Source organism: Sphingomonas sp. FUKUSWIS1 (assembly GCF_000733135.1).
GTDB classification, from domain to species: Bacteria; Pseudomonadota; Alphaproteobacteria; order Sphingomonadales; family Sphingomonadaceae; genus Sphingomonas; species Sphingomonas aerolata.
On record NZ_JPJC01000250.1, the window covers coordinates 1 to 26,117 of the forward strand.

22 protein-coding genes are annotated in these 26,117 nt (G+C 64.5%); 7 read left to right on the forward strand and 15 right to left on the reverse strand.

Annotated elements, in window-relative coordinates; all coding sequences use genetic code 11:
* On the reverse strand, positions 1–1,397 hold a 1,397-nt coding region (locus sphsw_RS15720), incomplete at its 3' end, for a carboxylesterase/lipase family protein (RefSeq protein WP_042467534.1).
* Between the two features lie 131 nt (positions 1,398–1,528).
* Entirely contained in the window at positions 1,529–1,978 is a 450-nt protein-coding gene (locus sphsw_RS15725) for an NUDIX domain-containing protein (RefSeq protein WP_031441447.1), read from the reverse strand.
* Between the two features lie 85 nt (positions 1,979–2,063).
* On the opposite strand from sphsw_RS15725, the gene sphsw_RS15730 reads away from it, so the two are divergent.
* Complete coding sequence (locus sphsw_RS15730) at positions 2,064–3,473, forward strand: alpha-hydroxy acid oxidase (RefSeq protein ID WP_235188424.1); 1,410 nt, start codon at positions 2,064–2,066, stop codon at positions 3,471–3,473.
* 386 nt (positions 3,474–3,859) lie between these two features.
* On the forward strand, positions 3,860–5,707 hold the full coding sequence (locus tag sphsw_RS15735; RefSeq protein ID WP_031441449.1) for a M61 family metallopeptidase: 1,848 nt from the start codon (positions 3,860–3,862) through the stop codon (positions 5,705–5,707).
* 266 nt (positions 5,708–5,973) lie between these two features.
* On the opposite strand, the gene sphsw_RS15740 is transcribed toward sphsw_RS15735, so the two are convergent.
* The 3 genes from sphsw_RS15740 to sphsw_RS15750 all read right to left on the reverse strand — a co-directional run bounded on the left by sphsw_RS15740 (position 5,974) and on the right by sphsw_RS15750 (position 7,706).
* On the reverse strand, positions 5,974–6,336 hold the full coding sequence (locus sphsw_RS15740) for an ArsR/SmtB family transcription factor (RefSeq protein WP_200874055.1): 363 nt from the start codon (positions 6,334–6,336) through the stop codon (positions 5,974–5,976).
* The gene (locus sphsw_RS15745) at positions 6,333–6,800 is read right to left on the reverse strand and encodes an SRPBCC domain-containing protein (RefSeq protein WP_152555530.1); all 468 of its coding nucleotides are present in this window, start codon (positions 6,798–6,800) and stop codon (positions 6,333–6,335) included. Before sphsw_RS15745 ends, sphsw_RS15740 begins: the two co-directional genes overlap by 4 nt.
* 231 nt (positions 6,801–7,031) lie before the next feature.
* Complete coding sequence (locus sphsw_RS15750; protein ID WP_197975291.1) at positions 7,032–7,706, reverse strand: DUF1349 domain-containing protein; 675 nt, start codon at positions 7,704–7,706, stop codon at positions 7,032–7,034.
* A 53-nt stretch (positions 7,707–7,759) separates the two neighbouring features.
* Between sphsw_RS15750 and sphsw_RS15755 the strand changes: the two genes are divergently transcribed.
* On the forward strand, positions 7,760–8,341 hold the full coding sequence (locus sphsw_RS15755) for a TetR/AcrR family transcriptional regulator (protein WP_235188425.1): 582 nt from the start codon (positions 7,760–7,762) through the stop codon (positions 8,339–8,341).
* Positions 8,342–8,492: 151 nt separating this feature from the next.
* Positions 8,493–9,593: an ATP-binding protein gene (locus sphsw_RS15760; RefSeq protein WP_031441454.1), complete on the forward strand. Its 1,101-nt coding sequence runs from the start codon at positions 8,493–8,495 to the stop codon at positions 9,591–9,593.
* A gap of 129 nt (positions 9,594–9,722) precedes the next feature.
* Here the strand turns inward: sphsw_RS15760 and sphsw_RS15765 are convergent, their stop codons facing one another.
* On the reverse strand, positions 9,723–12,188 hold the full coding sequence (locus sphsw_RS15765) for a zinc-dependent metalloprotease (RefSeq protein WP_052380981.1): 2,466 nt from the start codon (positions 12,186–12,188) through the stop codon (positions 9,723–9,725).
* A gap of 119 nt (positions 12,189–12,307) precedes the next feature.
* Between sphsw_RS15765 and sphsw_RS15770 the strand changes: the two genes are divergently transcribed.
* From sphsw_RS15770 to sphsw_RS15780, 3 genes are all read left to right on the forward strand, one after another.
* On the forward strand, positions 12,308–12,802 hold the full coding sequence (locus sphsw_RS15770) for an Lrp/AsnC family transcriptional regulator (RefSeq protein ID WP_031441456.1): 495 nt from the start codon (positions 12,308–12,310) through the stop codon (positions 12,800–12,802).
* A 259-nt stretch (positions 12,803–13,061) separates the two neighbouring features.
* Positions 13,062–16,178, forward strand: coding sequence for a TonB-dependent receptor plug domain-containing protein (locus tag sphsw_RS15775; RefSeq protein WP_235188426.1), 3,117 nt, complete (start codon positions 13,062–13,064; stop codon positions 16,176–16,178).
* 52 nt (positions 16,179–16,230) lie between these two features.
* Complete coding sequence (locus sphsw_RS15780; RefSeq protein ID WP_031441458.1) at positions 16,231–17,865, forward strand: amidohydrolase; 1,635 nt, start codon at positions 16,231–16,233, stop codon at positions 17,863–17,865.
* 473 nt (positions 17,866–18,338) lie between these two features.
* On the opposite strand, the gene pcaDC is transcribed toward sphsw_RS15780, so the two are convergent.
* The 9 genes from pcaDC to sphsw_RS15825 are packed head-to-tail and all read right to left on the reverse strand — an operon-like array spanning position 18,339 to position 26,109.
* Positions 18,339–19,517, reverse strand: coding sequence for a bifunctional 3-oxoadipate enol-lactonase/4-carboxymuconolactone decarboxylase PcaDC (gene pcaDC / locus sphsw_RS15785; protein ID WP_031441459.1), 1,179 nt, complete (start codon positions 19,515–19,517; stop codon positions 18,339–18,341).
* Positions 19,518–19,521: 4 nt separating this feature from the next.
* Positions 19,522–20,622 (reverse strand): lyase family protein, encoded by a 1,101-nt coding sequence (locus sphsw_RS15790; protein WP_235188427.1) that lies wholly within the window; start codon positions 20,620–20,622, stop codon positions 19,522–19,524.
* A 48-nt stretch (positions 20,623–20,670) separates the two neighbouring features.
* Positions 20,671–21,396: a protocatechuate 3,4-dioxygenase subunit alpha gene (gene pcaG / locus sphsw_RS15795; protein WP_200874056.1), complete on the reverse strand. Its 726-nt coding sequence runs from the start codon at positions 21,394–21,396 to the stop codon at positions 20,671–20,673.
* The gene (gene pcaH, locus sphsw_RS15800) at positions 21,386–22,093 is read right to left on the reverse strand and encodes a protocatechuate 3,4-dioxygenase subunit beta (RefSeq protein ID WP_031441462.1); all 708 of its coding nucleotides are present in this window, start codon (positions 22,091–22,093) and stop codon (positions 21,386–21,388) included. Before pcaH ends, pcaG begins: the two co-directional genes overlap by 11 nt.
* Entirely contained in the window at positions 22,090–22,770 is a 681-nt protein-coding gene (locus tag sphsw_RS15805; protein WP_200874057.1) for a 3-oxoacid CoA-transferase subunit B, read from the reverse strand. The genes pcaH and sphsw_RS15805 overlap by 4 nt, the downstream gene beginning before the upstream one ends.
* Positions 22,767–23,477 carry a CoA transferase subunit A gene (locus sphsw_RS15810; protein WP_031441464.1) on the reverse strand — a complete coding sequence of 237 codons (711 nt, stop codon included), beginning with the start codon at positions 23,475–23,477 and terminating at the stop codon, positions 22,767–22,769. Before sphsw_RS15810 ends, sphsw_RS15805 begins: the two co-directional genes overlap by 4 nt.
* On the reverse strand, positions 23,474–24,655 hold the full coding sequence (gene pobA / locus sphsw_RS15815; protein ID WP_031441465.1) for a 4-hydroxybenzoate 3-monooxygenase: 1,182 nt from the start codon (positions 24,653–24,655) through the stop codon (positions 23,474–23,476). Before pobA ends, sphsw_RS15810 begins: the two co-directional genes overlap by 4 nt.
* A 27-nt stretch (positions 24,656–24,682) precedes the next feature.
* On the reverse strand, positions 24,683–25,075 hold the full coding sequence (locus sphsw_RS15820) for a C-glycoside deglycosidase beta subunit domain-containing protein (protein WP_031441466.1): 393 nt from the start codon (positions 25,073–25,075) through the stop codon (positions 24,683–24,685).
* Between the two features lie 11 nt (positions 25,076–25,086).
* Positions 25,087–26,109, reverse strand: coding sequence for a sugar phosphate isomerase/epimerase family protein (locus sphsw_RS15825; RefSeq protein WP_031441467.1), 1,023 nt, complete (start codon positions 26,107–26,109; stop codon positions 25,087–25,089).
* Between the last annotated feature and the right edge of the window lie 8 nt (positions 26,110–26,117).

A 26,117-nucleotide genomic window follows, 5' to 3' on the forward strand; every position in this document is an offset into this window, starting at 1 on the left:
AATTCGGCCCAAGGCAGGCTGCCATCCGTTGCGAACCGGATCCACAGCGCGTGAATCCGGTTGGCGAGGTCTTGCGGTGGGTTGGGTCCGCACAAGCCCTGCTCGCCGGTTGCGGTCGCCAGCGTGTCAAACACGAACGGCAACTCCATCCCGTGCGACGCACCGAGTTGGCCGCCGAACATCGGCGAACGCCAGTCGAACTCGTACATGTGCGTGCGCCCTTGGTGCGCCTCAGCAAACCTGCGTGCGGGCCAGCGAAAGACGAGGTCGTTCATCGCGTCGGTCAGCGCTTGGCCGGACTTCCTGCCCTTCGCCCCGATACCATATGCCTTCAATACCTTGCGGGCATGCGGTTGCGACTTGTGGAGGACATAGGTGGCCAGCAACCGCCCGATCTTGTCCCGCACGCCGGTCGGGACGAGGTACAGGTTCATCTCTTCCGCGTTGGTGCCGATCAGCAGGTCGACTTGCGCGCCCGCACCGTTCGCTAGCGCATCGAGCGGACGCTGCGGCAGCACGTCGTCGCCGTGGACGGGCACGAAGCGGCTGATTCCGAACACCGGTTCGTGCCCGCCCTCGTCGCGCAGATCGATCCGTGCGGTCGGCGCGGATACCGCCTCTACCGCGTCGATCAGCGCATCGTACGGTACGCTGCCAAAACCACTGACGTCGGGAGTGATTTTCAGGATCTTCGCCAGCTTCTTCACCAGACGCTGCATCACCGGCACCGAGCGCGTCATCCCGCCATGGCCGCTCTGAACGATCGCGCGCCGGAACAACCCCCTTGAGAGCGGGGATGCCATCAGGTCGGCGATCGCCATCGCGCCGGCGGATTCGCCGAACACCGTGACGTTGCCCGGATCGCCGCCGAACTGGGTTATGCCGTCCTGTACCCACGTCAACGCCGCGATCATGTCGCGCAGGCCAAGGTTCGTCGGCACGCCCGGGATCGGCAGGAAGCCGTCCACCCCCATCCGATAGTTGATCGCGACGCAGATCACGCCGTCGCGCGCGAAGGTGCCGCCGTCCTGCACGGGCGCATCCTTGCTACCGATCACGAAGCCGCCGCCGTGGATGAACACCATCACCGGCAAACCGGTCCGGTCGTCATCGGGGCGCCAGATATTCGCCGTCAGATATTCATCGCCCGACACCCAGCCTTTGCCGATCAGCGGTACGATATCGAGGCCGGGAAATGCCCTGGTCCGCTGCGGCGCGTTGGGTCCGGCCACCGTCGCGTCGCGCACCCCGGACCACGGCGTGACCGGTTGTGGCGGCGCGAACCGGTTCGCACCCACCGGCGCCGCGGCGTAAGGCACGCCGAGGAACCGCAGAACACCGCCCGCAGCGTTTCCCTGCACGATACCGTCGGCGGTCGAGACCATAGGTTCGCTCACGATATTCTCTCCTTCGGATCCGCAGCAGCGGTCGGAGGCAAAGGTAGCAGCCGCGGGACGCCCGTCTCGAACTCAGGCTATGCCAATCGTTGTTTTGATCGTGCCGTACGGCGGGCCAGCAGCCGCCCGCATTACCAGGCCCCCGTTCCGGTCGCGCCCTGCCGGTATTCGGCGATGCGCCGTCGGGTCGCCGAGGACGTAGTCTCAGGAAGGTCGTCCACCGGGAACCAGTCAGCCTGTTCGATCTCTTGCAGATCAGCACGACCCAAGGTTCCGCTTGCTGCCGTTCGCACGATAAAGATCACGATATGGTCGTCCTTGCTCTCTCGGCGACTGTGATAGACGCCCAGCACCCGCTCGATCACCGGGTCGGCAATCGCCACTTCCTCGGCAAGCTCCCGCACAAGCGCGGCGGCGATACTTTCGCCCTTTTTCACGCCGCCGCCCGGAAGATACCATTGATCGACATAGGTATGCCGCACCAACGCGACCCTCTCGTCCAGATCCAGCAACACAGCGCGGACACCGATCGTGCGCGGCCGGCTGATCCGCCAGACCAGCCTTGCTACCCTGCCGACCATCCGATGATATATCCCCACGCGCTCGTTTCCCTGCCTGTAGTCGACGCTTCGCGGTGATACCCTAGAACAGGGCCGTACGCTCCAAATGCCTTCGGTGCGCATAGTCATGCAGCGGTCTTGCACAGTAATTGGTTTCGTCGCCTGCCCCGAATGCGCGCAGACTGCGACAGCTCTCCTGATATCCGGATCACGGGGACGACGCGTCGGGAATACGTCTGCTCGCCGTGCTTGCCATCCCGGACATCGGGGAGGGGTCAAGACGTGGGAGAGTGATGGTGAATCAGGGTGCGCAACTGTTTGCGATCAAGACGCGGGCACGGCCATGAGGCAGCTTCACCGGGCGAACAATGTTGCTGACCTGCGCCTCATGGCACGCAAACGGCTGCCACGACCGATCTTCGACTATATCGACGGTGGCGCCGACGACGAAGTGTCGCTGCGCCGAAACGTCACCGCATTTTCAAACTACGAGCTGGTGCCGGACATACTGAACGACGTCTCTGCAGTCCGGACCGGCACGACGCTGTTCGGACAACCATCGCGCTGGCCACTGATGCTGGCGCCGACGGGGCTCACCCGGATGTTCCACGGCCATGCCGAACTGGCCGTCGCTAGGGCTGCTGCGCGTCACGGCATAGTGTACAGTCTGTCGACGATGGGAACGACGCGGCTGGAAGACCTTGCCCAGGCATTTGCCGGACCGAAGGTTTTCCAGATCTATATCTTCAAGGACCGCGGTCTGACCGCAGAGTTCGTCGCGCGTTGCCGGGATGCAGGCTTTCACGGGCTGGCGCTGACCGTCGACACGCCGGTCGCCGGCAACCGCGAGCGAGACAGACGTAGCGGACTGTCCCTGCCGCCCAAGCTGACGCTGAAGTCGTTACTGAGTTTCGCGCGGCATCCGTCATGGTCGCTGCCCGCGCTGACAGGGTCCAAGTTCGATCTTGCGAACGTGAGCCACAGGATCGACGCGCTCGCGTCGGGGCCGATGAGCCTGTTCGATTATATCGGCGGCCAGTTCGATCGGTCGGTCGGTTGGCGCGACGTCGAATGGCTCGCACGCGAGTGGAACGGGCCGCTCGCGATCAAGGGCGTGATGACACTCGAGGACGCGCGACGTTCGATCGCGTCGGGCGCGACCGGCGTGATGGTATCGAACCACGGCGGACGCCAGCTCGATGGAGCGCCCGCCCCGATCGACCAGATCGCAGCGGTACGCGACGCGGTTGGCGGTGGGCCGGACGTCATCTGCGACGGCGGCATCCGACGCGGCTCGGACGTGGCGAAGGCGTTGGCGCTCGGGGCAACCGCCTGTTCGATCGGGCGCCCCTATCTGTACGGCCTCGCAGCCGGCGGAGAAGCAGGCGTCGATCGCGCTCTGACGTTGTTGACAGAAGAGTTCGAGCGCACGTTGACGCTCGCCGGTGTGAGCGATGCAGCAGCCCTGTCACGTGGCCATGTTCGGACTCGGGAGAACCGGCGTGATATGGCGTAGCTCTCGGCTTGAATGAGAGCGCCATGTTCGCTTGCGCTACTGCGCAGGCTTAACGATGCGTGTGTATCCGACGCCTGCCGCCTTGGCCGGATCTGATCTGTTTCTGCATAACTATACTCAAGAAACCAGCCTAACGCCTTGATCTAACCAACCAAAATTCGGGCTCTTGCTCCAATTTGCTCCAAAATCAGATTCGCCTCCAAGACCGGCCGTTCCGACGGCTTTCAGCGTCTCGCAACTCCGGACGCTCGTTCATATCCGTCACACGACTACGCGATAATCTCGGCTTTAGGTCTTTCCTGCCGTTCCTCCTCGGCTGGCGGGAGCATTGACAAGGTGAATGTCGATCGATCCTAGGTGCCGATAGACGATTCGGGGGACCATCCATGAAGACGATTTTTGCGACCTGCACCGCCACGCTGGCGTTGCTCGCCGGCCCCGCGATTGCACAGACCAAGGCGCCAGCGGCGACCCGGTACGAGATCGCTTTCCCCAACGCGGTCCATCATGAGGCACAGGTGACCGTCACCTGGCGCGACCTCGGACCGGCCCCCTTGCGCGTCCAGATGTCGCGCTCCTCGCCCGGCCGCTACGCGATCCACGAATTCGCCAAGAACGTCTATTCGCTCGCCGCCAAGGATGGCCGCGGTCGCGCGCTTGCGATGACGCGGACCGACCCCTATGGCTGGACGATTCCCGGGCACGACGGGACGGTAAGCGTCACCTACACGCTGTTCGGCGATCACGGAGACGGCACATATGCGCAGATCGACGCAACCCACGCGCATCTCAATATGCCCGCGACCTTTTTGTGGGCGGTCGGGCAGGACGCGCGCCCGATCAGCGTCCGGTTCGTGCCCTTCGACGCCAAGTGGAAGGTCGCGACCCAGCTCCAGCCGACGGGCGACCCCTACACGTTTGCCGCGCCCAACTTCCAATATTTCATGGACAGCCCAACCGAGCTGTCCAATTTCGATTTGCGCGAATGGCAGGTCGGAGAGGGATCGACGCGCGCCACGATCCGGCTCGCGGTCCATCACGACGGCTCGCCCGCCGACCTCGATCGCTTCGCCGCGACCGCCAAAAAGGTCGTCGCGCAGCACATAGCGATGTGGGGCGAACACCCCGCCTACGACTTCGGCACCTACACCTTCATCGCCGACTATGTGCCGCAGATCAGCGGCGACGGCATGGAGCATCGCAACTCGACGATCATATCGCAGCCGCGTTCGTTCACCGCGGCGAATTTTGCGCAGATCGACACACTCAGCCACGAATTCTTCCACAGCTGGAACGTCGAGCGCATCCGCCCTGCCGAGCTCGAACCGTTCGACTTCACCCGCGCCAACCCGACCCCGTCGCTCTGGCTTGCGGAAGGGTTCACCCAATATTACGGGCCGCTGATAATCCGCCGAGCGGGCGAATCCGCGGTCGACGCGTACCTGCGCGGGGTCGGCTCTACCGTCAACGCGCTAACCACTGGCACCGCCCGCCGTTACGGCGGTCCGCAGGAAATGAGCCTGCGGGCGCCGTTCGTCGATGCGGCAAAGTCGATCGACGCGACGAACCCCAACATCTTCGTGTCTTATTACACCTATGGCGCCGGCCTCGCGCTCGCCCTCGACCTGACATTGCGCCAGCGTTACCCGGGCATCACGCTCGACACGTTTATGCGCCACCTGTGGCAGACCTTCGGCAAGCCCGAGCGCCCCTATACCCGCGCCGACCTGTCGCGCGCGCTGGGCGAGGTTACCAAGGATCCCGCCTTCGCGGACGCCTTCTTCAGGACCTCGGTCGATGCCGAGGCGCTCCCCGACTATGCCCCCCTGCTCGACCAGGCGGGTCTGAAGCTCCGTCCCGCCAACCCGACCGCCGCGTGGCTCGGCAACGTCCGCCTCAAGACTACCGGCAACGACGTTCGCATCGACGGCGCGCCCGCCCCCGATACTCCGCTCTACCGCGCCGGCCTCGACAACGGCGACCAGATCGTCAGCCTAGGCGGGACGGTGATCACCAGCGATGCTGACGCGGCAGCGGCGCTTGGCCGTTACAAACCCGGCCAGACCGCCGACATCACCTACCGCCAACGCGGCCTCGACCGCCGCGCCACGCTGACGTTCCTCGCCGACCCCACCGTTGAGGTGGTCCGCTACGAAACCGCAGGGGTTAAACCAACCGCCCAACAACTCGCGTTTCGCGCCGCGTGGCTCGGGCCGGATGTGGTGGCCAACTAGGCAGGGTCGACACTCAGCGTTTCAAATGCGCTGAAGGCTGGCCCTTGGATGTCCAAGGGATCGGCAGCGCATGACGACGGAGGAGAAAACTGTTGGGCTACTTAGAGGCCACGACGACCCGTTGCGGACGTTCGCGGGCTCGTTTCGGCTTCTCAACTTCGGCCGCTCGTTCATATCGCAAAAGCCCGATCCGAGCGGCTTGGTTGGGGACATTCCCGCCGATTGCAGTGATAACCCGAACGACAGCTCTATGCAGAAGCCGACGTTCAGGCGCAGTCTTCGTTGGAAACGATGCCGCTGATCAAATCATCAAGGCGGTTCAGCCGCGCGTTCCATTCCTGACGGTGATAGTCGATCCAATCCTGCAACGGCGCGAGCCCGGCAGGATCGAATTGACAGGTGCGCACCCGTCCAAGCTTGGTCGAGCGGGCGAGCTTGGCTTCCTCAAGCACGGCAAGGTGCTGGCCTATTGCCGTCTTGCTGATCGCCAGTACCGCAGCGAGTTCCGAAACGCTCGCGGGCCGCTCCGCAAGATGACTCACCATGCGACGGCGATTGGCGTCACCGAGCGCATGAAACAGAAGGTCGACCCTCGACGAGCGGACAGACTCTACGGCAGGCTGCATCATGCGGGCTGCAGTTCCGAAGCCATCGTGTCGAGCAGGAAGTCCCACCCCATCCGGCGCATTGCCGGGCCGTCGGCGCCTTCGAAATAGACCGCCTGGTGCGTCAGCAAGACCTCGCTCTTGTCGTCGAGCGGCGAAATTTCCACGGTGACCACGGCAGCAGACACGCGGGCCTGATCGACGTCGAGCGTTTGGAAGAACACGATCCGCGCGTTATCGACGATCTCAGCATAGGTTGAGGTCCAGCACAGCTCCCTTCCCGCGATCGGAGTGCCTGGCAGCATCCTGGCGGTGAGCTTCTCCTCACCGCCCGGACGAAAGTCGAAGCTATAGGAGAGCGGCTCGTGTCCGGGACTGGCGGCGTACCACCTGCTCTTGCGGTCCTGAAAAGCGAAGGCGCCAAAAATCGCGGGCGGAGCGGCATCGCAGGTTTTGCGGATTTCGAAGGTATCGTGTGTGATGGTCATCGACTTGCTCCTCAGTGAAGCTTTGACTTCACTAAATTTCAGGAGCTCTTTGGTCAAGTCTGTACTTCACTATTGCGCCCGCGACTGTTGGATCGGCGATGGCCACGGGAGGACCGAGGCGTCACCGGCACCGATGGTTGTCACGCACCGTTCAGGCGGGCAGGCCTTTTTCGCGATCACGATCGCTGTCGATGCGCGATTATAGCGGTCGAGCCACCCAGCGGCGCGCGATCAACTCAGGTCGTGGAGGTCCTTGCCCAACGGGGCTGTAATGCTCAGGTCCGAGAAATGCACTTCCAGTCCGGCACGTTCCGGCGTGCAGGCCATCGGTCCAACCTGATAGGCGGGGGCGATCGGAAAGGGTGCCAGTCTGACCAAAGGCCACGTCTTGCCGTCCGCTGAGACCTGTAACCGCAGGACGCCCTTGGCGACCGTCGCGCGCATCCAGAAATCCTGCGCGTCATGCTCATAGGGGCCGGTCGCCCAGTCGGACTTGCCATCGGTCAGCACGCTGCTCATCATGGCGCGCCCGTCGGACAATTCAATCCCCGCCTTGACCCAGCGCCGTTCGTCGACCCGCACCATGATGCCGGCCTGATCGTAGAGTTTCTGATACTGGCCGCGAATGCGCAGTTGGGCGGTGAACGCGGCAGGCGCGGTGAAGCCGAGGAAATGACCGCTGTCACGGGTGAAGCCGTAATGCGTCTCGCGCCAGAAATCGCTGCCCTTGTCGGTGACGAGCGTCAGGTCTCCGCCGGGTGCGGCCTTCCAGGCCTTGGGCGCATTCAGCCAGCGACCGTCACGGCGCCCAAGCGCCGAGATTGCCGAGCCCTGCGCGGTCGCGACGCCGGCATTTCCCGCGATCGCAAGCGCTGCGGCACCACCGATTACCGCTCGCCTGCTCACCCGATCCTCCGTCATAGCCGCTGCCTTCCAATCACCCTCAATATTATGTACATATGTACACATGCCGAGATCGAGGTAAAGAGGCGATGACCCAAGAGTCCCGGCGCAACGATCCGACACGGCGGCAGCGCATCGTCGATGCGACGCTAGGAGTCATTGCCGATCTTGGAACCGCGGCAACGACTCATCGCCGCATCGCCGAGGCGGCGCAGGTGCCGCTCGGCTCGGTCACCTATTATTTTGCGACGCTGGAGGACCTGCTCGCGGCCGCCTTCCTGCAACTGGCGGCGGAATCCTCTGCGGCGTTCCGCGCGCGCCTGGAGTCCGCGACGGACCGCGCAGAGGCGTGTACGGCAGTCATCGACATCATCGCGAACCAGGTCTGGGCGGAACCGCGCACGTTGTTGTTGAGCTACGAACTCTACGCCTTCGCGGCCCGGCACCCACCGGTCAGCGCGGTCATGCAACATTGGATGGACAGCAGCCGAGGCGCCCTGGGCCGCTTCTTCGACCCGCTAACGGCGCGCGCGCTTGACGCGCTGATCGAGGGTATCGGCATCCACAATTCGATCGACCGCGCCCCCCTAGAGCGCGATGCGATCAGGACCATCGTCGAGCGGATTGCCGGGTGTTAGCCGGTCCGATCCATCAGGGCACCCCAGCGCAAATGGCGCGACGGTCAGGGTCAAGCCGATGCATGAGGTATCACTGCCGCATGACCGCATTCGGTGCCCCTTTCACGCGCGCGCCGCTCCGGGCTAATGCGCGGTGCGCAGGAGATTATTCATGAAAACAGCACCGGTCGCCCTTCTCTACCAAGCGCTTCCACCACCGCTGATCGACGGACTGCGAAAGGACGCGAAGCCGGGCGGATATTCAGATGGCGGCGCCGACATTGCTTTCGCCTTGCGGACGGCTGGGGTGGATGTTGTCACACCCGCCTCCGCGCCAGACCCTTCAAAGGCACTCGACTGGGTATTCCCGGACACGGCCGAGGGCATCCGTAGCGCAGGCGCGGCCGGCGCATCGGTCCTGTGGGCGAACACGGTCTTGTTCGAAGGACATCCGCTCGAGACGGCGATGGTCGACTTCGACATCGTCGGGCAGCTTCCTGCGGCGATGCAGGCGTTCGACGACAAGTTCGAGACCAACCACCTTCTTGCCAAGGCTGGCCTGCCGGTAGCACGATCGTTTCTGCTGTCCGGCACGGCGAAGGAGAATGTCTGCGCACTGGCCGATGTCGAGGACGCGTGCACTACCCGCGGCATGTCCTTTCCGATGATCGTCAAGCCGGTGCGCGGCCGTGGTAGTCAGGGCGTAACCCTGGTGGAGAGCCTCGGTGCCCTGCGCGATGCCGCGACTGCGTTGATCGCAGCCGCCACCTTCGGCGACATGCTGATGGTGGAAGAATTTCTCGATGGTGACGAGATGACCGTCACCCTCATGCCGCCCGCGTCCCCGCGCCCGGATGGTTCGCGCGCACCGACGCACTGGGCCCTGCCGCCCGTGTACCGCTTCGATCAGCGCGGCGGAGTAGCCCCTTATAATGGCGACGTTCCGGTCACCGCCAACAGCATCGCAATCAGCCCCGGGCGGCTGCGCGATCCCGCGATCGTGGCGATGATCGACAGTTGCGTCTCGGCAGCCGCGCTGGTCGACGCGCGGCAATCGATCCGGATCGATTGCCGCGCCGATCGTCATGGTCTGTTCAAATTGTTCGACCTCAACATGAAGCCCAACATGACGGGGCCGGGCCGCCCGGGCCGCGAAGATCAGGATTGCCTCTCGGCGATCGCCGCCCGTGCCGACGGTTGGAGCTACGTCGATCTCTTGCAGGCGATGCTTGCTGCCAAATGGAGGTTCGAGCCGCCAGGGGAGCTTAGCTGAGAACATCAGCTACGGGGCGGAAGTACCGGCCCATGCTTCCGGCCAGACCCACAAGCGGTCGTCCAAAGCGTTCGTTCCACCTCCCGACTTCCGACATTCGTTCATCTCGATCCGACGTGATCGGATCGCTCAATCGTCGAACCAGCCCGTATCGCCCCCGATCGGCATGCCCGGCGGAATGGTCGGCACCGCGCGCCGCTTGTCGAGTTCGCGCGTCAGTCGGTCCTCGTCGGTCAGGAGCAGCGCGACGTGGCGGCTCCAGGCGCCATCCTCGTCGCTGCCGGCCTTGGCCAGTCGCGTCGCGATCCCGCGCAGCCGATCGCCAAGCAGCGCCGCGACGTCGGGCGACGTCGCATCGTCGCGCGCCGTGGCGGCCAGCGTCATGATCGTGCGATAGGCGATCCGGCGGCCGACCGCGTCGCGCCGTGCCGCGACCGTGGCGGCGATCAGCCGGTCGAGCAGCGCGTCGACGCCGGGCATTCCCGGGTCGCGACGATGCTGTTCGTACACCCGCGCCAGCCGCGCCGGCGCCAGCAGCGAGTCCAGCGTCACCTGCGCGGCGACATCGGCCGCGACCAGCGGGTCGAACGCGGCGGCGCCGGCATTGCGGAACACCTCCTGATCGAACTGCACGTCGCTGCGGCCGTTCATCGGCGACGACAGCGGCATCACCAGCGTCGCGGGCACGGTCAGCACATCCGGCGAAAGCGTCGCCAGCAAGGCGGCGATCGCCGCGTCCTGCGTGGCGGCGGCAACCGGCGCGGCGGCCGGATGATTGTCGCCCGCGACCGCATAGGCATAGTCGATGCCGCCGACCAGCTTGCCCACCGCATCGATATCATAGCGATGCAGCAGCCATACCGGCACGAACTTGCGCCGCAGATCGGACAGAGCCTCGCCACTGCGCAACACGCCGGGCCCGAACTGCGCAATCGCGATGCGGCGCACCGCCATCATGTGGTTGAGCGAGGCGACCGGATCGGGGCCGTCATCCCACATGCTGCCCCAGGGGCTCGGCGTATCGGACGCGCGGCCGTCGATGTCGGTGATGAAGCGGACGCCCTTCGCCTGGATCGCGAGCGCCTTGGCCCGCGCGGCCACGTCCGGATCGGTACCGGGCGCGGCATCGGCATACAGCCAGTCGACGGTGAAGTCGTCCCACACCCCCCCGCCCTTCGCATAGGCGTCCGACAGGTCGATCCGGCCATCGGTCAGCTTGATGCGTGGTCCGGGATAATCCATCACCGTCGTCCGGTCCTGCGTGCTGCCCGCGAAATTGTGCATGAAGCCGATCGCATGACCGACCTCATGCGCGCCGAGCTGGCGGATTCTGTCGAGCGACGCCCTGACCGGATCATTGCCGCTGCCGCTGTTGGTCTGCGCGGCGCCGACCAGCCCCTCGAAGATCGCCATGTCCTGCCGCACGCGCAGCGCGCCGATCACGACATTGCCCTTGATGATCTCGCCGGTCCGCGGATCGACGATGCCGCCGCCATAGGACCAGCCGCGCGTCAGCCGGTTCGACCAGTTGACCATGCTGTACCGCACGTCGAGCGGATCGGCGCCGGCGGGCAGGATCTCCGCACGGAACGCGTCGATCAGCCCGGCCTTGTCGAACGCGGTCGCCCAGTAATTGACCCCTTCCAGCAATGCGGTGCGGATCGGCTCGGGCGCGGCGCGGTCGATGTAGAAGATGATCGGCTTCTTGACGCGGGAGCGGGCGGCGGCCGGATCGACCTTTTCCAGCCGGAAGCGGTTGGCGAACTGCTGGACGACATCCTCGCCCAGCGGCGTCCCATAGTCGTAATATTGATTGCCCCCCGCCGCCGACCGGATGTCGAACTTGCGCGAGACGAAGCCGGGCGCAGGCAGCCGGACGAAGCTGTGGTGGACGGTGAAGCCGATCTGCCGTGGCTCCGCCGCGATCCGCTCCACCTCGCGGCCCGGCGTGTCGGTCTGATAGGTCTGGAGCGCATCGACCTCGATATTGTCGGGGAAGACCTTGACCGAGCCGGCATCCGCGACGCTGAGCGCATCGACCAGGCGGAACCCCTTGCCCGCCGCCGATCCGCCGCCCGCGCCGGCCATCGCCCAGCTCGCGTTCAGCGACTCGGCGATCCCCACCGTGTCGCGCGTCAGGAACGGGGCGATGTCGACCGTCACGCCGCCATCGGCTTCGGTCGCGACGATGTCGAGCATCGCCATGATGCTCGTCGGAAAGCTGGTGCGCCCGCCCGTCGCGACGCCGGCATCACCGGTCGCGCGAAACTGGTGGTTTTCGAACGTCACCGCGACCTTCTTGCCGATCCGCCGGAACGCGACGATGTGTTCGGGCCCCAGCATCCCGCGGTCGAGCCGCAGATTGGCCGAGCCGATACCCGTCCGGAGCGAGGTCGCGTAGAGGAACCGTCCCGACGCTCCGTCCGCATCGGCGGCGGGCAGCGTGACGAGGATACGTCCCTCGGCCGGCAACGCCCTGACCGGCAGCAGCGCCGCCTGCGTCGCCGCCCGCGCGACCTGCTGCGCTGCAACGGGTCCGCCCCCGCTCGCTGCGGCCACCAGCCCGACCGTCGTACCCCAGATGATCCCGCGCATCGCCTCGTCCCCCAATTGCTGCCATGCAGCAAACTAGCATGATCCAGGTTGCGGTATCCGGTGATATTGCGCATTTTCGAAGCTTGGGTGACGTAATTCGGCAATAATCGGGGTAAATGATGCACGAAACCGAAAACAATCTTGTCGATCCTACCGATTACCGGCTTCTGCGCGAACTGATCCGCGATGGCCGCGCATCCGACGTGATGCTGGGCGAGCGCATCCATCTCTCGAGCACCGCGACCGCTCGGCGTCGCAAGATCCTGGAGGAAAACGGCGTCGTCGCGGGCTACACCGCGAAGCTCGACATGGCGAAGCTGGGGTTCAGCATTACCGCGATGGTCTCGATCGAGCTCAGTTCGCAGGCCGAACATGTGCTGAACGAATTCGAATCCGCGGTGATCCTGTGTCCGTCGATGTCGTTCTGCAGCTTCGTGTCGGGCGAGGTCGACTTCATCATGATCGTCCATGTCCGGTCGTTCGAGGATTACGACCGTGTCTATCGCCGCGAACTGTCGATGCTGCCGCATGTCGCCCGGATCCGCAGCAGCTTCCTGATGCGCGAGGTCGCGCAGCGCTCGGTCGCGCCGGCGGCGGTCAACGATCAAAGGTGACGTTCAACGCGCCGAAATCACAACTTAATAATATCCGGCACGCCGCAAAACATCAATGATTGCTCAAAACGTCGCCGATTCCGCAAAAGTAACATAGATTTCATCTCCATATTGCGAGGAAGCGGCAGGCGGCATCTGATAGTCTCCGGGTCGGAACAGGACCGGGATACCCGGCCATCGAGTCCAACAGGCAGGAACCAGCGAAAACATAAACGAGGGGATATCTGGACGGCACCCGATCACCTGAAGGGGGCTCTCCATGACTGTTCTGTATGGCGCCGACGCCGGCGCCTTCTCGATGCGCGCCCGGCCGACCAAGCGTTTGAAATCGGCCAGCCTCGTCAGCGTGGGCGTGCTGGCGCTGTGTCTCGCCACGCAGACTGCGTCCGCCCGGACGGTTGCGGGCCCGCCCGATACGGCGCTCCAGACCGAACGTGGCCCGGCCAAATCCTCCCCGACGGATCAGGAGACGACGAACGTCCCGGGCGGCAAGCCCGAACTCGCGACCGATCCCGTCACCGGCGACGTCGTGCCCGGGGACGACACGATCGTCGTCACGGGATCGCGGATCGAACGCGACGGCTATAGCGCCCCCACCCCCGTCAGCGTCATCACCGCCAAGGAACTCAAGGCGGAAGCGCCCGCCAACATCTCCGATTTCGTCAATACGCTGCCCGCCGTGCGCGGCAGCGGCACCTCGGCCAGCAGCAACGGCTCTCTCAGCAACGGTGCCGCCGGCATCAACTCGGTCAACCTGCGCAACCTCGGCGCGAACCGCACGCTGGTGCTCTTCGACGGCCAGCGCTCGGTCGCCTCGACCACCACCGGCCAGGTCGACGTCAACACCTTTCCCCAGGCGCTGATCGAGCGGGTCGAGGTCGTGACCGGCGGCGCCTCGTCCGCTTATGGCTCGGACGCGGTGTCGGGTGTCATCAACTTCATCCTCGACCGCGACTATACCGGTTTCAAGATGGAGTATGAGCACGGCGTCTCCACCTATGGCGACGCGCCGAACCACAAGGTGACGGCGACCGGCGGCAAGGCGTTCGCGGAAGGGCGCGGCCATCTGATCGTGTCGGGCGAGCATTTCTCGCAAAAGGGCATCCAGACGATCGACCGCGACTGGAACGACAGCGGCTATTTTCTGGCGAACAACCCCGCCTATTCCGCGGCACGGTGCACCGACGCCGCGTCGCTGAACACGCCCTGCGTCAATGAATTCCTGATCGCATCGGGGATCGGCACGGGCCAGTTCACGCCGGGCGGCCTCGTCAGCACCGGCCCGTTGCGCGGCACCTATTTCGGCTCGGTTGATCCCGCGACTGGCAAGGCGAGCGTCAACCAGCTGAACTTCGGCGCCACCAGCGGCCAGTGGATGGTCGGCGGCGACACCGACATCACCACCGCCGGCCATCGCAGCAGCGCGACGTTGCAGCCCGAGGAAAAGCGCAGCAGCGTGTTCGGCCGGCTGAGCTACGAGGTCTCGCCGCTGGTCGAACTCTACGGCCAGTTCTCGTACAGCAACTATCGCGGCCAGAGCTATTATCAGCAGACGCCGACCACCGGCGTGACGATCCAGCGCGACAACGCCTATCTGCCCGATGCGACGCGCGCGGCGATGGCGGCGAACAACCTCAGCTCGATCCAGATCGGCACCAGCAACATCTTCCTGCCGCCGCAGGGCAGCGACAACGAGCGGCAGGTATTCCGCTACGTCGCCGGCGCCGACGGGGCCTTCTCGACCGGCACGATCGACTGGAAATGGGGCGGCTATTACCAGCTGGGCAAGACGAAGACGAACGAGCGTTTGACCAACGCCTGGAATGTCTCGCGGATGGCGGCGGCGACCGACGCGGTCGTTGCCGTAGCGGGCAACAGCGGCGGATACGCTCCCGGCACAATCGTGTGCCGGATCAACGTCGATGCGAATGCGGGCAATAACGACCCGTCCTGCGCGCCGCTCAACCGGCTCGGCACCAACGGCGCCTCGCCCGAAGCGATCGCCTATGTCCTCTACAATGGCCGCCAGCCGCTGCGGAAACAGGAATTGAAGCAGGAAGTCGCGGCGATCAACTTTTCGACCAACAGCCTGGTCGACCTGTGGGCAGGCCCGATCTCGGTGGCGTTCGGCGCGGAGTCCCGCAAGGAATCGGTCACCGGATCGGTCGACCAGCTCTACCAGCCAAACGTCGCCAACGGCGTCACCACCGGCACCTGGATCTACGGCAACTACCTTCCGACCAAGGGCCGGTACACCGTCAAGGAAGCCTATCTCGAATCGGTCGTCCCGATCTTCAAGGGCATGGATTTCAACGGCGCGTTCCGCTTCACCGACTATTCGACCTCGGGCACCGTCGAGACGTGGAAGACCGGCCTGACCTGGCAGGTCATCCCGGACATCAAGCTGCGCGGCACGATCTCGCGCGATATCCGTGCGCCCAATCTCAGCGAGCTGTTCGCGCCCGGCACGGGTCGCACCAACACCGTCAACGTGCCGCAGGTCAACGGCAGCATCGCGGCCAACCAGTTCAACGAATCCACCGTCGGCAATCCGGACCTGCGCCCCGAAATCGCCAAGACCTATGGCGCAGGCGTGGTGCTGACGCCGACCTTCCTGCCGGGCTTTGCCGCCTCGGTGGATTATTACGACATCAAGCTCGACGGGGCGATCGACTCGCTGCTCGCGCAGACGATCGTCGACCAATGCTATCAGCAGGGCATTGCCGATGCGTGCTCGTTCATCTCCACGACCGGGGGGCGCGGCGCGACCGCTCTGGGGCTGCCGGTGACGAGCATCGAGGTGAAGCCGACCAACTTCGTCAGCGTGAAGACGCGCGGCTTCGATATCGAGTCGAGCTATCGTCGGCAGGTCGGTCCCGGCACGATGACGCTGCGCGCGCTGGCCAGCTACGCGTTCGAGATGACCAGCAATAACGGCGTGACCGCGACCACCGATCTGGCCGGCCAGAATACCGGTGGCCTGCCCGACTGGACCTATCGTTTTACCGCCGGCTATGATCTCGATTCCGGGTTCAGCGTCCAGGGCATCGCCCGCGGCGTCAGCGGCGGGGTCTACAACAACAACTACGTCGTCTGCTCCACCGACTGCCCGCTCTCGACCGCCGATTACCGCACGGTCAACATGAACCGGATCGACGGCCAGTTCTTCTACGACGTCAACGCAAGCTACGCGTTCGAGACCGGCGGCGCGAAGGCACAGCTCTTCCTGTCGATCCGCAACGTGCTGAACAGCGATCCGGTGCTCGTCGCCAACGGGCCGACCGGCAACAACACCCCCGCCTATCCGCAGACGAACCGCGCGCTCTACGACGTGCTCGGGCGCGTGTTCCGGATGGGCGTGCGGATCGGCCTCTGAGGGCAGGCGCCCTCTCCCACCCCTACGACATCACCGTTCAGGAGATAAAGACATGGCCGATACCCGCCCAATGCTCGCCGCGCTGATCGCCGCCGGCCTGTGCAGCACCGCCGCTGCCGCCGAACCCGCCCCGATCCAGGCGTCCACCGCCGCAACAGGCATCGATCGCGACGCCTTGAAGAAACAGGCGGTCACCGATGTCGAGGCGCATGCCAAGCTGATCCAGCAGATGGTCGATTCCCTCTTCAGCTTCGCCGAACCGGGCTTCCAGGAATTCCAGACGATGGACTATCTGACCGGCATCCTGAAGAAGGAAGGCTTCACCATCACCCGGGGCGTCGCGGGCATCCCGACCGCCTGGACCGCGACCTGGGGCACCGGCGGACCGCTGGTCGCGCTCGGCAGCGACGTCGACGGACTGCTCGGCCTGTCGCAATATCCCGGCTCGCCGACGCTCAAGCCGATGATTGCGGGCGCACCGGGCCATGGCGAAGGGCATAATTCGGGCATGCCGATGATGATCGCCGCCGCGATCGCGGCAAAGGACGTGATGGTGAAGAACAGGATCCCCGGCCGGCTGATGCTGTGGCCCGGGGTCGCCGAGGAACTGCTCGCGACCAAGGCGTGGTATGTCCGCGAAGGCCTGTTCAAGGGCGTGGACATGTCGATCTTCGCGCATGTTAGCAGCGATTTCAGCACCGGCTGGGGCAATAGCGGCAACAACGCGCTGGTGTCTGCCGAATATACCTTCCACGGCAAGACCGCGCACGCGGCGGGGATGCCGTGGGAGGGGCGCAGTGCACTCGACGGGGTCGAGGTGATGGACGTCGCCTGGAACATGCGCCGCGAGCACCTGCCCGTCACGCAGCGCTCGCACTACGTCATCACCAATGGCGGCGGGCAGCCCAACATCGTCCCCGACCTCGCCAGCGTCTGGTATTATTTCCGCGACCTGGATTTCGGCAGCGTCCGCGATCTCTACACGACGGGCAACGAGATCGCCGATGCGGCCGCCAGGGCGACCGGCACCACCGTCGAACACAAGCTGCTCGGCTATGCCGCGCCCAATTACGGCAACAAGCCGCTGGCGGAAGCCGCCTATGCCAATATCAGCGCGGTCGGCATGCCGAGCTGGAGCGCCGACGACCAGGCCTTCGCCAGGACGGTGCAGCAGACCAACAAGCGAACCGTCAAGCCGCTGCCCACCACGGTCGCCGAACTGTCGACGCCGGCCAACCGCGAACGCTCGCTCGGCGGCGGATCGGACGATATCGGCGACATCATGTGGACCGTGCCGACGATCACCGTGCGCTATCCCTCCAACATCCCCAGCATGATCGGCCACAACGTGCTGTCGGCGATCGCGATGGCCACGCCGATCGCGCACAAGGGCGCGGTGGCGGGCGCCAAGGCGGTGTCGATGACCGTGCTCGACATCATGACGACGCCGCAGCTCGTGACCGACGCCAAGGCGTTCCAGCAGACCGTGCAGTTCAAGGACCAGAAATACGACCCGGTCGTCACCGCCAACGATCCGCCGGCCATTCACTTGAACACGGAAATCATGGAACGGATGCGGCCGGCGATGAAGAAGTTCTACTACGATCCGGCCAAACACCCGACCTATCTCGATCAGCTCGGCATCAAATATCCGGCGCTGGCAGCGTCGACGCCGACGTCCGACTGACGACCGTTACCAGGCTCGGGGCGATGGTGACGGCGCAAGCTGCTCTGTCACCATCGTCTTCCCAATGAGCAGACACTGCCGGGCGATGTTGGCCGCCACGTATTCTACCAGATCCTCGCCGCGACAAATGCATGCCTTGCCACGTCGATCGCACGCGTGGCCAAGTTGCCCGACGACACAGCCTGAAGGGACGGAGAGGCGTCGGCGGGAATCCTGCCGGACGGACGGGTCCAGACGCCTGCCGAGGGGCGATTTCGTCGTCTTACCTTACGGGGCCGTTCTCGGCGGCGTGCGCCTCCTCGCGAGAGCTTCCAGATGACCCATAACCGGTCATTCAAAGCGCCCGTCCCCATTCCCAATTTTGGCCATTCGTTCATCGCCGCGCCAGAGCTCTGCGCCCCTATTTCATCGTGGCCGCGCCGTCGTCAAGGCCGGTTGACGAACCGCCAGCCGAGCGTCGTGTCCTTCAAATTTCAACTGTCAGAATCGAGCTCGGCAATGATCTTGCCCGCTTCGGCGAAGGCGGTATTTGCCGCGGGGACGCCCGCATAGATGGCCGATTGCATCAGCACTTCCTTGAGTTCCTCACGGGTGAAGCCGTCACGCATCAATCCGGTGCGAACGTGAAGCGCGAACTCCTCCCAACGACCGAGTGCTATGGTGATCGCGAGCACGATGAACCTACGGCTCCGGTCATCGAGGCCCGGCCGGCCCCAAATTTCATTCCAGGCGATCCGGGTGATCATCGCCTGGAAATCGGCGGTGAAGTCAGTCCGCCCGGCCAGCGACGCGTCGACCCACGCATCGCCGAGTACCCGGCGCCGGTTGAGCAGCCCCGCCTCGAACAATGTGTTTGCGGCACCGTGGGTATCGGCCGGTTTCAGGAAATCGCGAAGCGTTACTGCAAGCACAGCGGGTGTCTCAATTGGTGCGAGATGTGCGGCGTCGAGATGCACCACCCTTGCGTCGGGAACCGCTGCCACGATGCGTTCGCCATGCCCCGCAAACGGCGTCGAGATATCACGATCGCCCGCGACGACGAGCGTCGGCATATCGATCGCCGGCAACCGCTCGATCAGCGCCATATCGCGGATCGCCGCACCGCAACCCGCATAGCCGGCATCGGCCATCGCGATCAGCCCCTGCCGCACGCTTTCGGCCGCGCCACCGTGCATCGCCACGAAGCGCGGCGACAGGAACCGGCCCATGGCCATATCGGCTATTGCTGCCGTACCCTCTGCGCGTACGAGCTCAATCCGGTCACGCCATGCGCCAGCGTCCATCGTCGCCGACGTGCAGACGAGCGCGAGCGCGGTAATTCGCGTCGGGTACGCCAGTGCCAGTTCCATTGCGATCATTCCGCCGAGCGACACGCCGGCAACGGCCGCGGTCTGTACCCCCGCAGCGTCCATCACTGCGACGACATCGTCGGCCAGCATCGCGAGGCTGTAGTCACCATCAGGTGCGTCTGATGCGCCGTGCCCGCGCGTGTCGATCCGCAGGAGCCGGAAGGCGGGCAGCAGATGCGGGACGCTGGTCTCCCACAACGCCATGTCCGTGCCGATCGAATTAAGCAGGACGAGCACGGGCAGGTCGGAGGCTCCGTCGAGCTTCCAGTAAAGGCGCGCGTCGTCACGGATCGCGAATGGCATGAAGTTATCCTTCGTCTCTGGCGACAAGCGCGCGGACAATGGCCCCGCTTTCGCCGATATCGGTACCGATATCGGCATCGCACAGGTTGCGCGCGATCGCGTCTTCGTCGATCTCCAAACCTTCGGCGACGCTAGCCATTGCATCGGCCGCACCGGCCGCGAGCAGGAACAGGTCCGCGAGTACCGGTCCCTCCGCCTGCCAGCCGCCAAGCCCGCGCTCTTCCTCCTGCGGCAGTCCGACAAGTAGGGTCGCGGCCAAACCCGGTACACGGAGCGCTGCCGACAGCGCGATCTGGCAACCGGTCGGATTGCGCTTGTGCGCCATGGCCGATGATCCACCGCGACCTGCAACGGCCGGTTCACGCGCCTCCCCAACAGTGTTTTGCGACAAGAGCGCTATGTCGCGCGCCATCTTGCCGATTGCGCCAGTCGCTATGGCCAAGCTCGTGCCGATGGCGGCAATGCCGATGCGGCGCGCATGCCATGGCTCGCTGACAGCCAGGCCGAGATCGCTGGCCATGATCGATGCAATGGCCAGACCCGCGCCATCGAGCCCCGCCCGCGCACCCGCAGCGCCTCCAAGCTGAATTCGCGCATGGTCCTCGACGTCGCGCCGCAGCCGCTGAGCAGCATCGGCGACGCTGGCCGCCCAGTGCGCGATCCGCAGACCGAACGCGACGGGTAACGCATCCTGCAACAACGTGCGGCCGACCGCCGGTGTCTCAGCGTGACGCAGGGCCAAACGACCAAGCGCATCGACGATGCGGTCGAGGTCCAGGAGTACCAGGTCGGTCGCTCTCCGCGTCTGCATCATCAATACGGTATCGGCGACATCCTGGCTGGTCGCACCCTTATGGACCGCTTTCCTGGCATCACCATCCAATGCGCCACGTAAGCGCGTGACGAGGGGTATCGCCAACGTGCCAGCCAGCGCCGCTTCCTCGGCCAATGTCGCAGAATTGATCGGCACCGTCATGCAGGCGTCGACAATTGCCACCGCCAGCTCGTCCGAGATCACTCCTTCCGCCGCCTGCGCTTTCGCCAAAGCGCCTTCGAATGCGAGTGCGTGAGCGATGGTGGCGTCGTCGTCGAAGACGGCCAGCATCGCAGGGGTCGTTGCAGGCCGCATGCGGAGGCGATCAGTCATCCGCCATCATACCGCAAAGAAGACCGTTTCGGCATCGCCTTGCAACCGGATGTCGAACCACCAACGCCCGCCGTCTCGCCGGTTAGCCACCAGTGTATTGCGACGGTCTGCCGGAACCGCGGTGAGCACCGGATCCTCGTCATTGCCTTCGCCATCAGCGAAATACAGCCGCGTCGCGAGCCGTTTGATGATACCCCGCGCGAACACCGACACTGCCAGATGGGGTGCCTGCAGCGTGTTGCCGGGTCCCGGCACGCGCCCCGGTCGAATGGTGCGAAACCGGTAGACCCCGTCCTGATCAACCGACGCGCGGCCGAAGCCAATGAAGTGGGGGTCGATCGGCACCGTCTCTCGTCGATCATCGATGCTCATATAACGCCCCGCGGCATTGGCTTGCCAAATCTCGATCATCGCATCGAGAATCGGCACGCCCTTCCCGTCGAACACCTGCCCCGCGATCTCGATCACCTCCCCCTCGGGCGTGCCGGTCGGTGACGACAGGTTGAGCAAATAGTGCTCTTCGCCGAACAGGTCCGTACGGGCGCCCATGTCCGACTTGCCGACGAGATCGGCGCCGCCTTTCCATGGCAGGCCGTAATGGAAGAAGGGTCCGACGGTCTGCCACGGGGTCTGCCCGAAAATCGCCGGATCCTGGTTATCCATCCGCGGTGGTGCCTCTCGGTCCTCGATGGCGATCCTGAAGGCGATCCCCGGGGAGATCTCAATGGTCATGGTCGTCATCCTCGAACGGCGTCTCGTCACGCCCCTTCAGCACAATGTCGAACAGATAGCCAAGCGCCCAGGCGGGCTTCGTGCTCTTGATATCGAAGCGGCCGACCATCCGCTGCCGGGCGGGCATCGGTATGGCGTTGGCGATCGGATCGATCTCGACCAGCGGATCGTCCGGGAAATACATCTGCGTCACCAGCCGCGTCGCAAACGCAGGGCCCAGCAGCGACAGGTGAATGTGCGCCGGCCGCCACGCATTCTTGTGATTGCCCCACGGATAGGCACCGGGCCGTATCGTGACATAGCTGTATCGCCCGTCGGCATCGGTGACGACCCGCCCGGCCCCGGTGAAGTTCGGGTCGAGCGGTGCGTCCCAGGTGTCTGCGGAATGAATATAGCGGCCCGCCGCATTGGCCTGCCAGATCTCGATGACGGTGTTGGCAACCGGGCGTGCGCGATCGTCGAGCACGCGCCCGGAGACGATGATCCGCTGACCTTGCGGTACGCCCGGATGTTGCGCTGTAAGATCGATTCCCGAGGGCCCTACCATCAGGCGGTCCCACGCGCTGGGACCGGTCGTCTCTGTCAGCGTCGGTGGGATCGCGATCAGAGGCTGGCGCGGGCTGCGATCGACGCTCGAGCGATAGTCGGGATGCAGCGAGGGCGACAGCCCCGCCTCATCCGGCGAATAGGCGATCACGCCGCGCTCTCCTGCGCGAAGGCGCGCGCGTCGAATGCCGTACCCGTCTTCGTCCGCACCTCCTCCAGCGTCACGCCCGGCGCCAGTTCCACCAGCGTCAGGCCGCCCGCCTGCTTGTCGCAGGCGAGCACGCACAGGTCGGTAATGATCAGGTCGACCACCCCCTTGCCGGTGAGCGGCAGCGTACACGCCTCCAGGATCTTGGGTTCGCCCGCCTTGTTGGCGTGATCCATCACCACCACGACCTTACGGACACCGGCGACCAGGTCCATCGCGCCCCCCATCCCCTTCACCATCTTCCCGGGGATCGTCCAGTTTGCGATGTCGCCGTTGGCGGCGACCTCCATCGCACCAAGCACCGCCATGTCGATATGCCCGCCGCGGATCATCGCAAAGCTGTCCGCGCTGGAGAAGAAGCTCGACGTCGGCAGCGCGGTGATCGTTTGCTTGCCCGCGTTGATCAGGTCGGGATCGGCCTCACCCTCGAAGGGGAATGGTCCCATGCCCAGCATGCCGTTTTCCGACTGCAGCGTGACGTTCACGCCGTCCGGAATATAGTTAGCGACCAGCGTCGGAATGCCGATGCCAAGATTGACGTAGAAGCCGTCCTGCAATTCGTGCGCCGCGCGCGCGGCCATCTGCTCCCTGGTCCAGCCTTTGGTTTGGTCGGCCATCATGTCGTCTCCCGGTGGCGCTCGGTAAGCTTCTCGATGCGCTTCTCGTTGATCGTGGACAGGACGATGCGGTCGACATAGATGCCGGGAACGTGGATGCAGTCGGGATCGAACGCGCCTGCCTCGACGATCTCCTCCACCTCTACCACCGTGACCGCGCCCGCGGTCGCCATGTTCGGGTTGAAGTTGCGCGCGGTCTTGCGGAACATCAAATTGCCGGCCGGGTCGGCACGCCACGCCTTGATGATCGACAGGTCTGCCTTTAGCCACGTCTCCCGCACATAGTCCTCGCCGTCGAAGGTCTCGACCGGCTTACCTTTCGCGACGACCGTGCCGACACCGGTCTTGGTGTAGAACGCCGGAATGCCCGCACCGCCCGCGCGGATACGCTCGGCAAGCGTCCCCTGCGGCGTCAGTTCCAGTTCCAGCTCACCGCTGAGATATTGCTGCTCAAACAGCTTGTTCTCACCGACATAGGACGAGATCATCTTTGCAATCTGGCGACTTTCCAGCAGCATCCACAGGCCGAACCCGTCCGCCCCCGCATTGTTGGAAATGACGGTCAGTCCCGTAACGCCTGCTGCGCGAATTTCGGGGATCAGGCTTTCGGGGTTGCCAGACAGCCCGAAGCCGCCCGACATGACGGTCATGCCGTCGAACAGCACGCCTTCGAGCGCGATCGCAGGGCTGTCGTAGATCTTGCTCTTCATGCTGCCCCCAGGGGAAGTCCGACATAATTCTCCGCGAGCGACCGCTGCGCCGCCTCGGAGCCGCGAATGTAATCGAGTTCGGCGATCTGGATCCGGCGATCGAATCCGTCCATCGCCGGAAACCGGTGCGTGACGGACGTAAACCACCACGAGAACCGCTCGGCCTTCCAGACCCGGGCTAGCGCGCGCGCCGAGTAGCCGTCGATGCCGGCGTCCGATCGATCCTTGTATTTCTCGACCAGTGCCTCGGCGAGCATCGTCACGTCCGATACCGCCAGGTTCATGCCCTTCGCCCCGGTTGGCGGGACGATATGCGCTGCATCGCCTGCAAGGAACAATCTTCCCCACCGCATCGGCTCGCTGACGAACGATCGCAGAGGCGCGATAGCCTTCTCGAACGACGGCCCCCGCGTCACCTTCGCACCGACTTCAGGGCCGAGGCGCAAGCATAGTTCATCCCAGAACCGGTCGTCAGACCAGTTGGCGATGTCATCGTTGAGCGCGCACTGCACATAATAGCGGCTGCGCGTGGTCGAACGCATCGATGCGAGTGCGAAACCGCGTTCATGGTTCGCATAGATAAGTTCGTGATCGACCGGCGGCACGTCGGCGAGAATGCCAAGCCATCCAAAAGGATAGGCCCGCTCGAACGTCTTGATCACGTCCGCCGGGATCGCGCCGCGACTTACGCCGTGATAGCCGTCGCAGCCGACGATGTAATCGCAGTCGAGCCGCTGCTCACGGCCATGCAGCGACCAGGTTACCGCGGGACGCGCGCCCTCCAGATCATGCAGTGCGACATCGCTCGCGTTCCAGACGATCGACAGGCCGCGTGATTCCGCCGCATCAAACAGGTCGCGCATCACCTCTTGCTGGCCATAGACGGTGACTGTCGAACCACCGGTCAGCGCTGCCATGTCGATATGGAACATCCGGCCATCAAGCGACAAATTCGTGCCACCGTGAACGAGGCCTTCCCGGCCCAGCCTGTCGGCCAGTCCGAGCTGACGCATCAGATCCGTCGTGACCTGTTCGAGCACGCCTGCGCGGACACGCCCTTCGACATATGCGCGGTCCCGCCGTTCGACGACGACGGCGTCGATGCCCTGCAAGCGGAGAAGATGCGCGAGAAACATGCCGGCGGGGCCGGCGCCGATGATGGCAATCTGGGTACGCATGCCTGTCGATCCTGTCGTCGGGCCCCGTCAGGCGGCCAGCGAGATGGTCTTCACGCACCGCGTCGTCGGTACGAACGGCAGGTACGAGATCCGCATCCGTTCCGCGAGTTCCAGCCGATGCTCGCCTGCCGACAGTCCACCGTCCTTCAGCACTGTCACCGTGGCGACCTCGCCGAAATTCCAGCGGTCGCCATGCTCGTTCTCCATCTCGTCGAGCGTCCAGGTGCGGCCGCGGAGCGTCAACCGCACCGCTTCCCGCGGTATCGCTTCGCCGTCCAGCGTCACTGCGACGTCTTCGACCATCGAGAGGCCCAGGCCCCGGTAATAGGGCAGTCTTGCGCCGAACGAGAAGCCGATAGCCGCGCCGTTTTCCGCGACGTTTGCGACGGTGTCTTCGCAGATCATGTGTTGATCGAACATCGTATCTACCTTCAGGCTGCGCGTGCGGAGGAATTGGTCGTGGCGACGGGCTCGTCGATCAACCGGGCAAGCATCGCCTGCTGGCGGCGGACCTGCTCGACGGACTCGACCGGATGAGCGTCTTCGATCCAGCGATTGCCTTCGTATTCGGAGCAGATGTAGCCGGAGTATCCGCCTTGCTTGAGAACCTGGACGATCTCGTCATAGGGGATCGACGGTTCCACAAGGTCCTCGGTCATCTCGTAGAACTTGCCGTGGACGTTGTGGATGCGTCCCATGAAATCGAGCATGCGCTTGGGTTCGTAGGCTGCATTGTGACGCAGCGTCTCGGCCATCGCCATCGCGGCCCCCTCGCCACCCATCTCGCGCACGTTCATCACGATGTATTCGCTGAGCGTACGGTCCTCATATGCCTTCTCGATGTAATCGGCGATGTGACGCGGCGCGCCGTTACGGATGAAGCGCTCCTTCCAGACGGGCGGGAAGCGATGCAGGAACATGCCCATGTCGGGCAGGAAACCCAGCGCGCTGCTGCCCGATTTCTCGTACGCCTCGGCATGCCGGACGATCCAGGGATGATCGAAGTGCAGAGGCGCGTGCACCTCGAGGAGGATCTTGATGCCCTTCTCCTCGGCATGAGGCGCACTGGCAACAAGCACCTCAGGCGACACCGAGACCAGCGACCTGACGAAGCGCATACCGAGCGCCGCGGCGAAATCGATATCGCGCTTCATGCTGGCGACCTGCTCGTCAAGCGCCATGACGCGGCCGTTGTAGCGCTTGTAGTCGAGCATCGCATCATGCGCGACGGGCACTGTCCCGTACTTCGTCATCAGGGCATGCCAGTCGGTGATCTTGTTCTCCGGAACGGGCTGTTCGGGCCACCCCCAGAATGTCTGTTCGCCGATGACCTCGATTCCGGTCGCGCCCATTTCCGCGCAGGTCCGGATACAGTCCTCTAAAGTCATCTTGCCGAGGAACGTCTCGTTCTGGAAGCTGTAGAGGCTGACGCCTCGCTTTATAGTTCCGGTCATGCTGATCT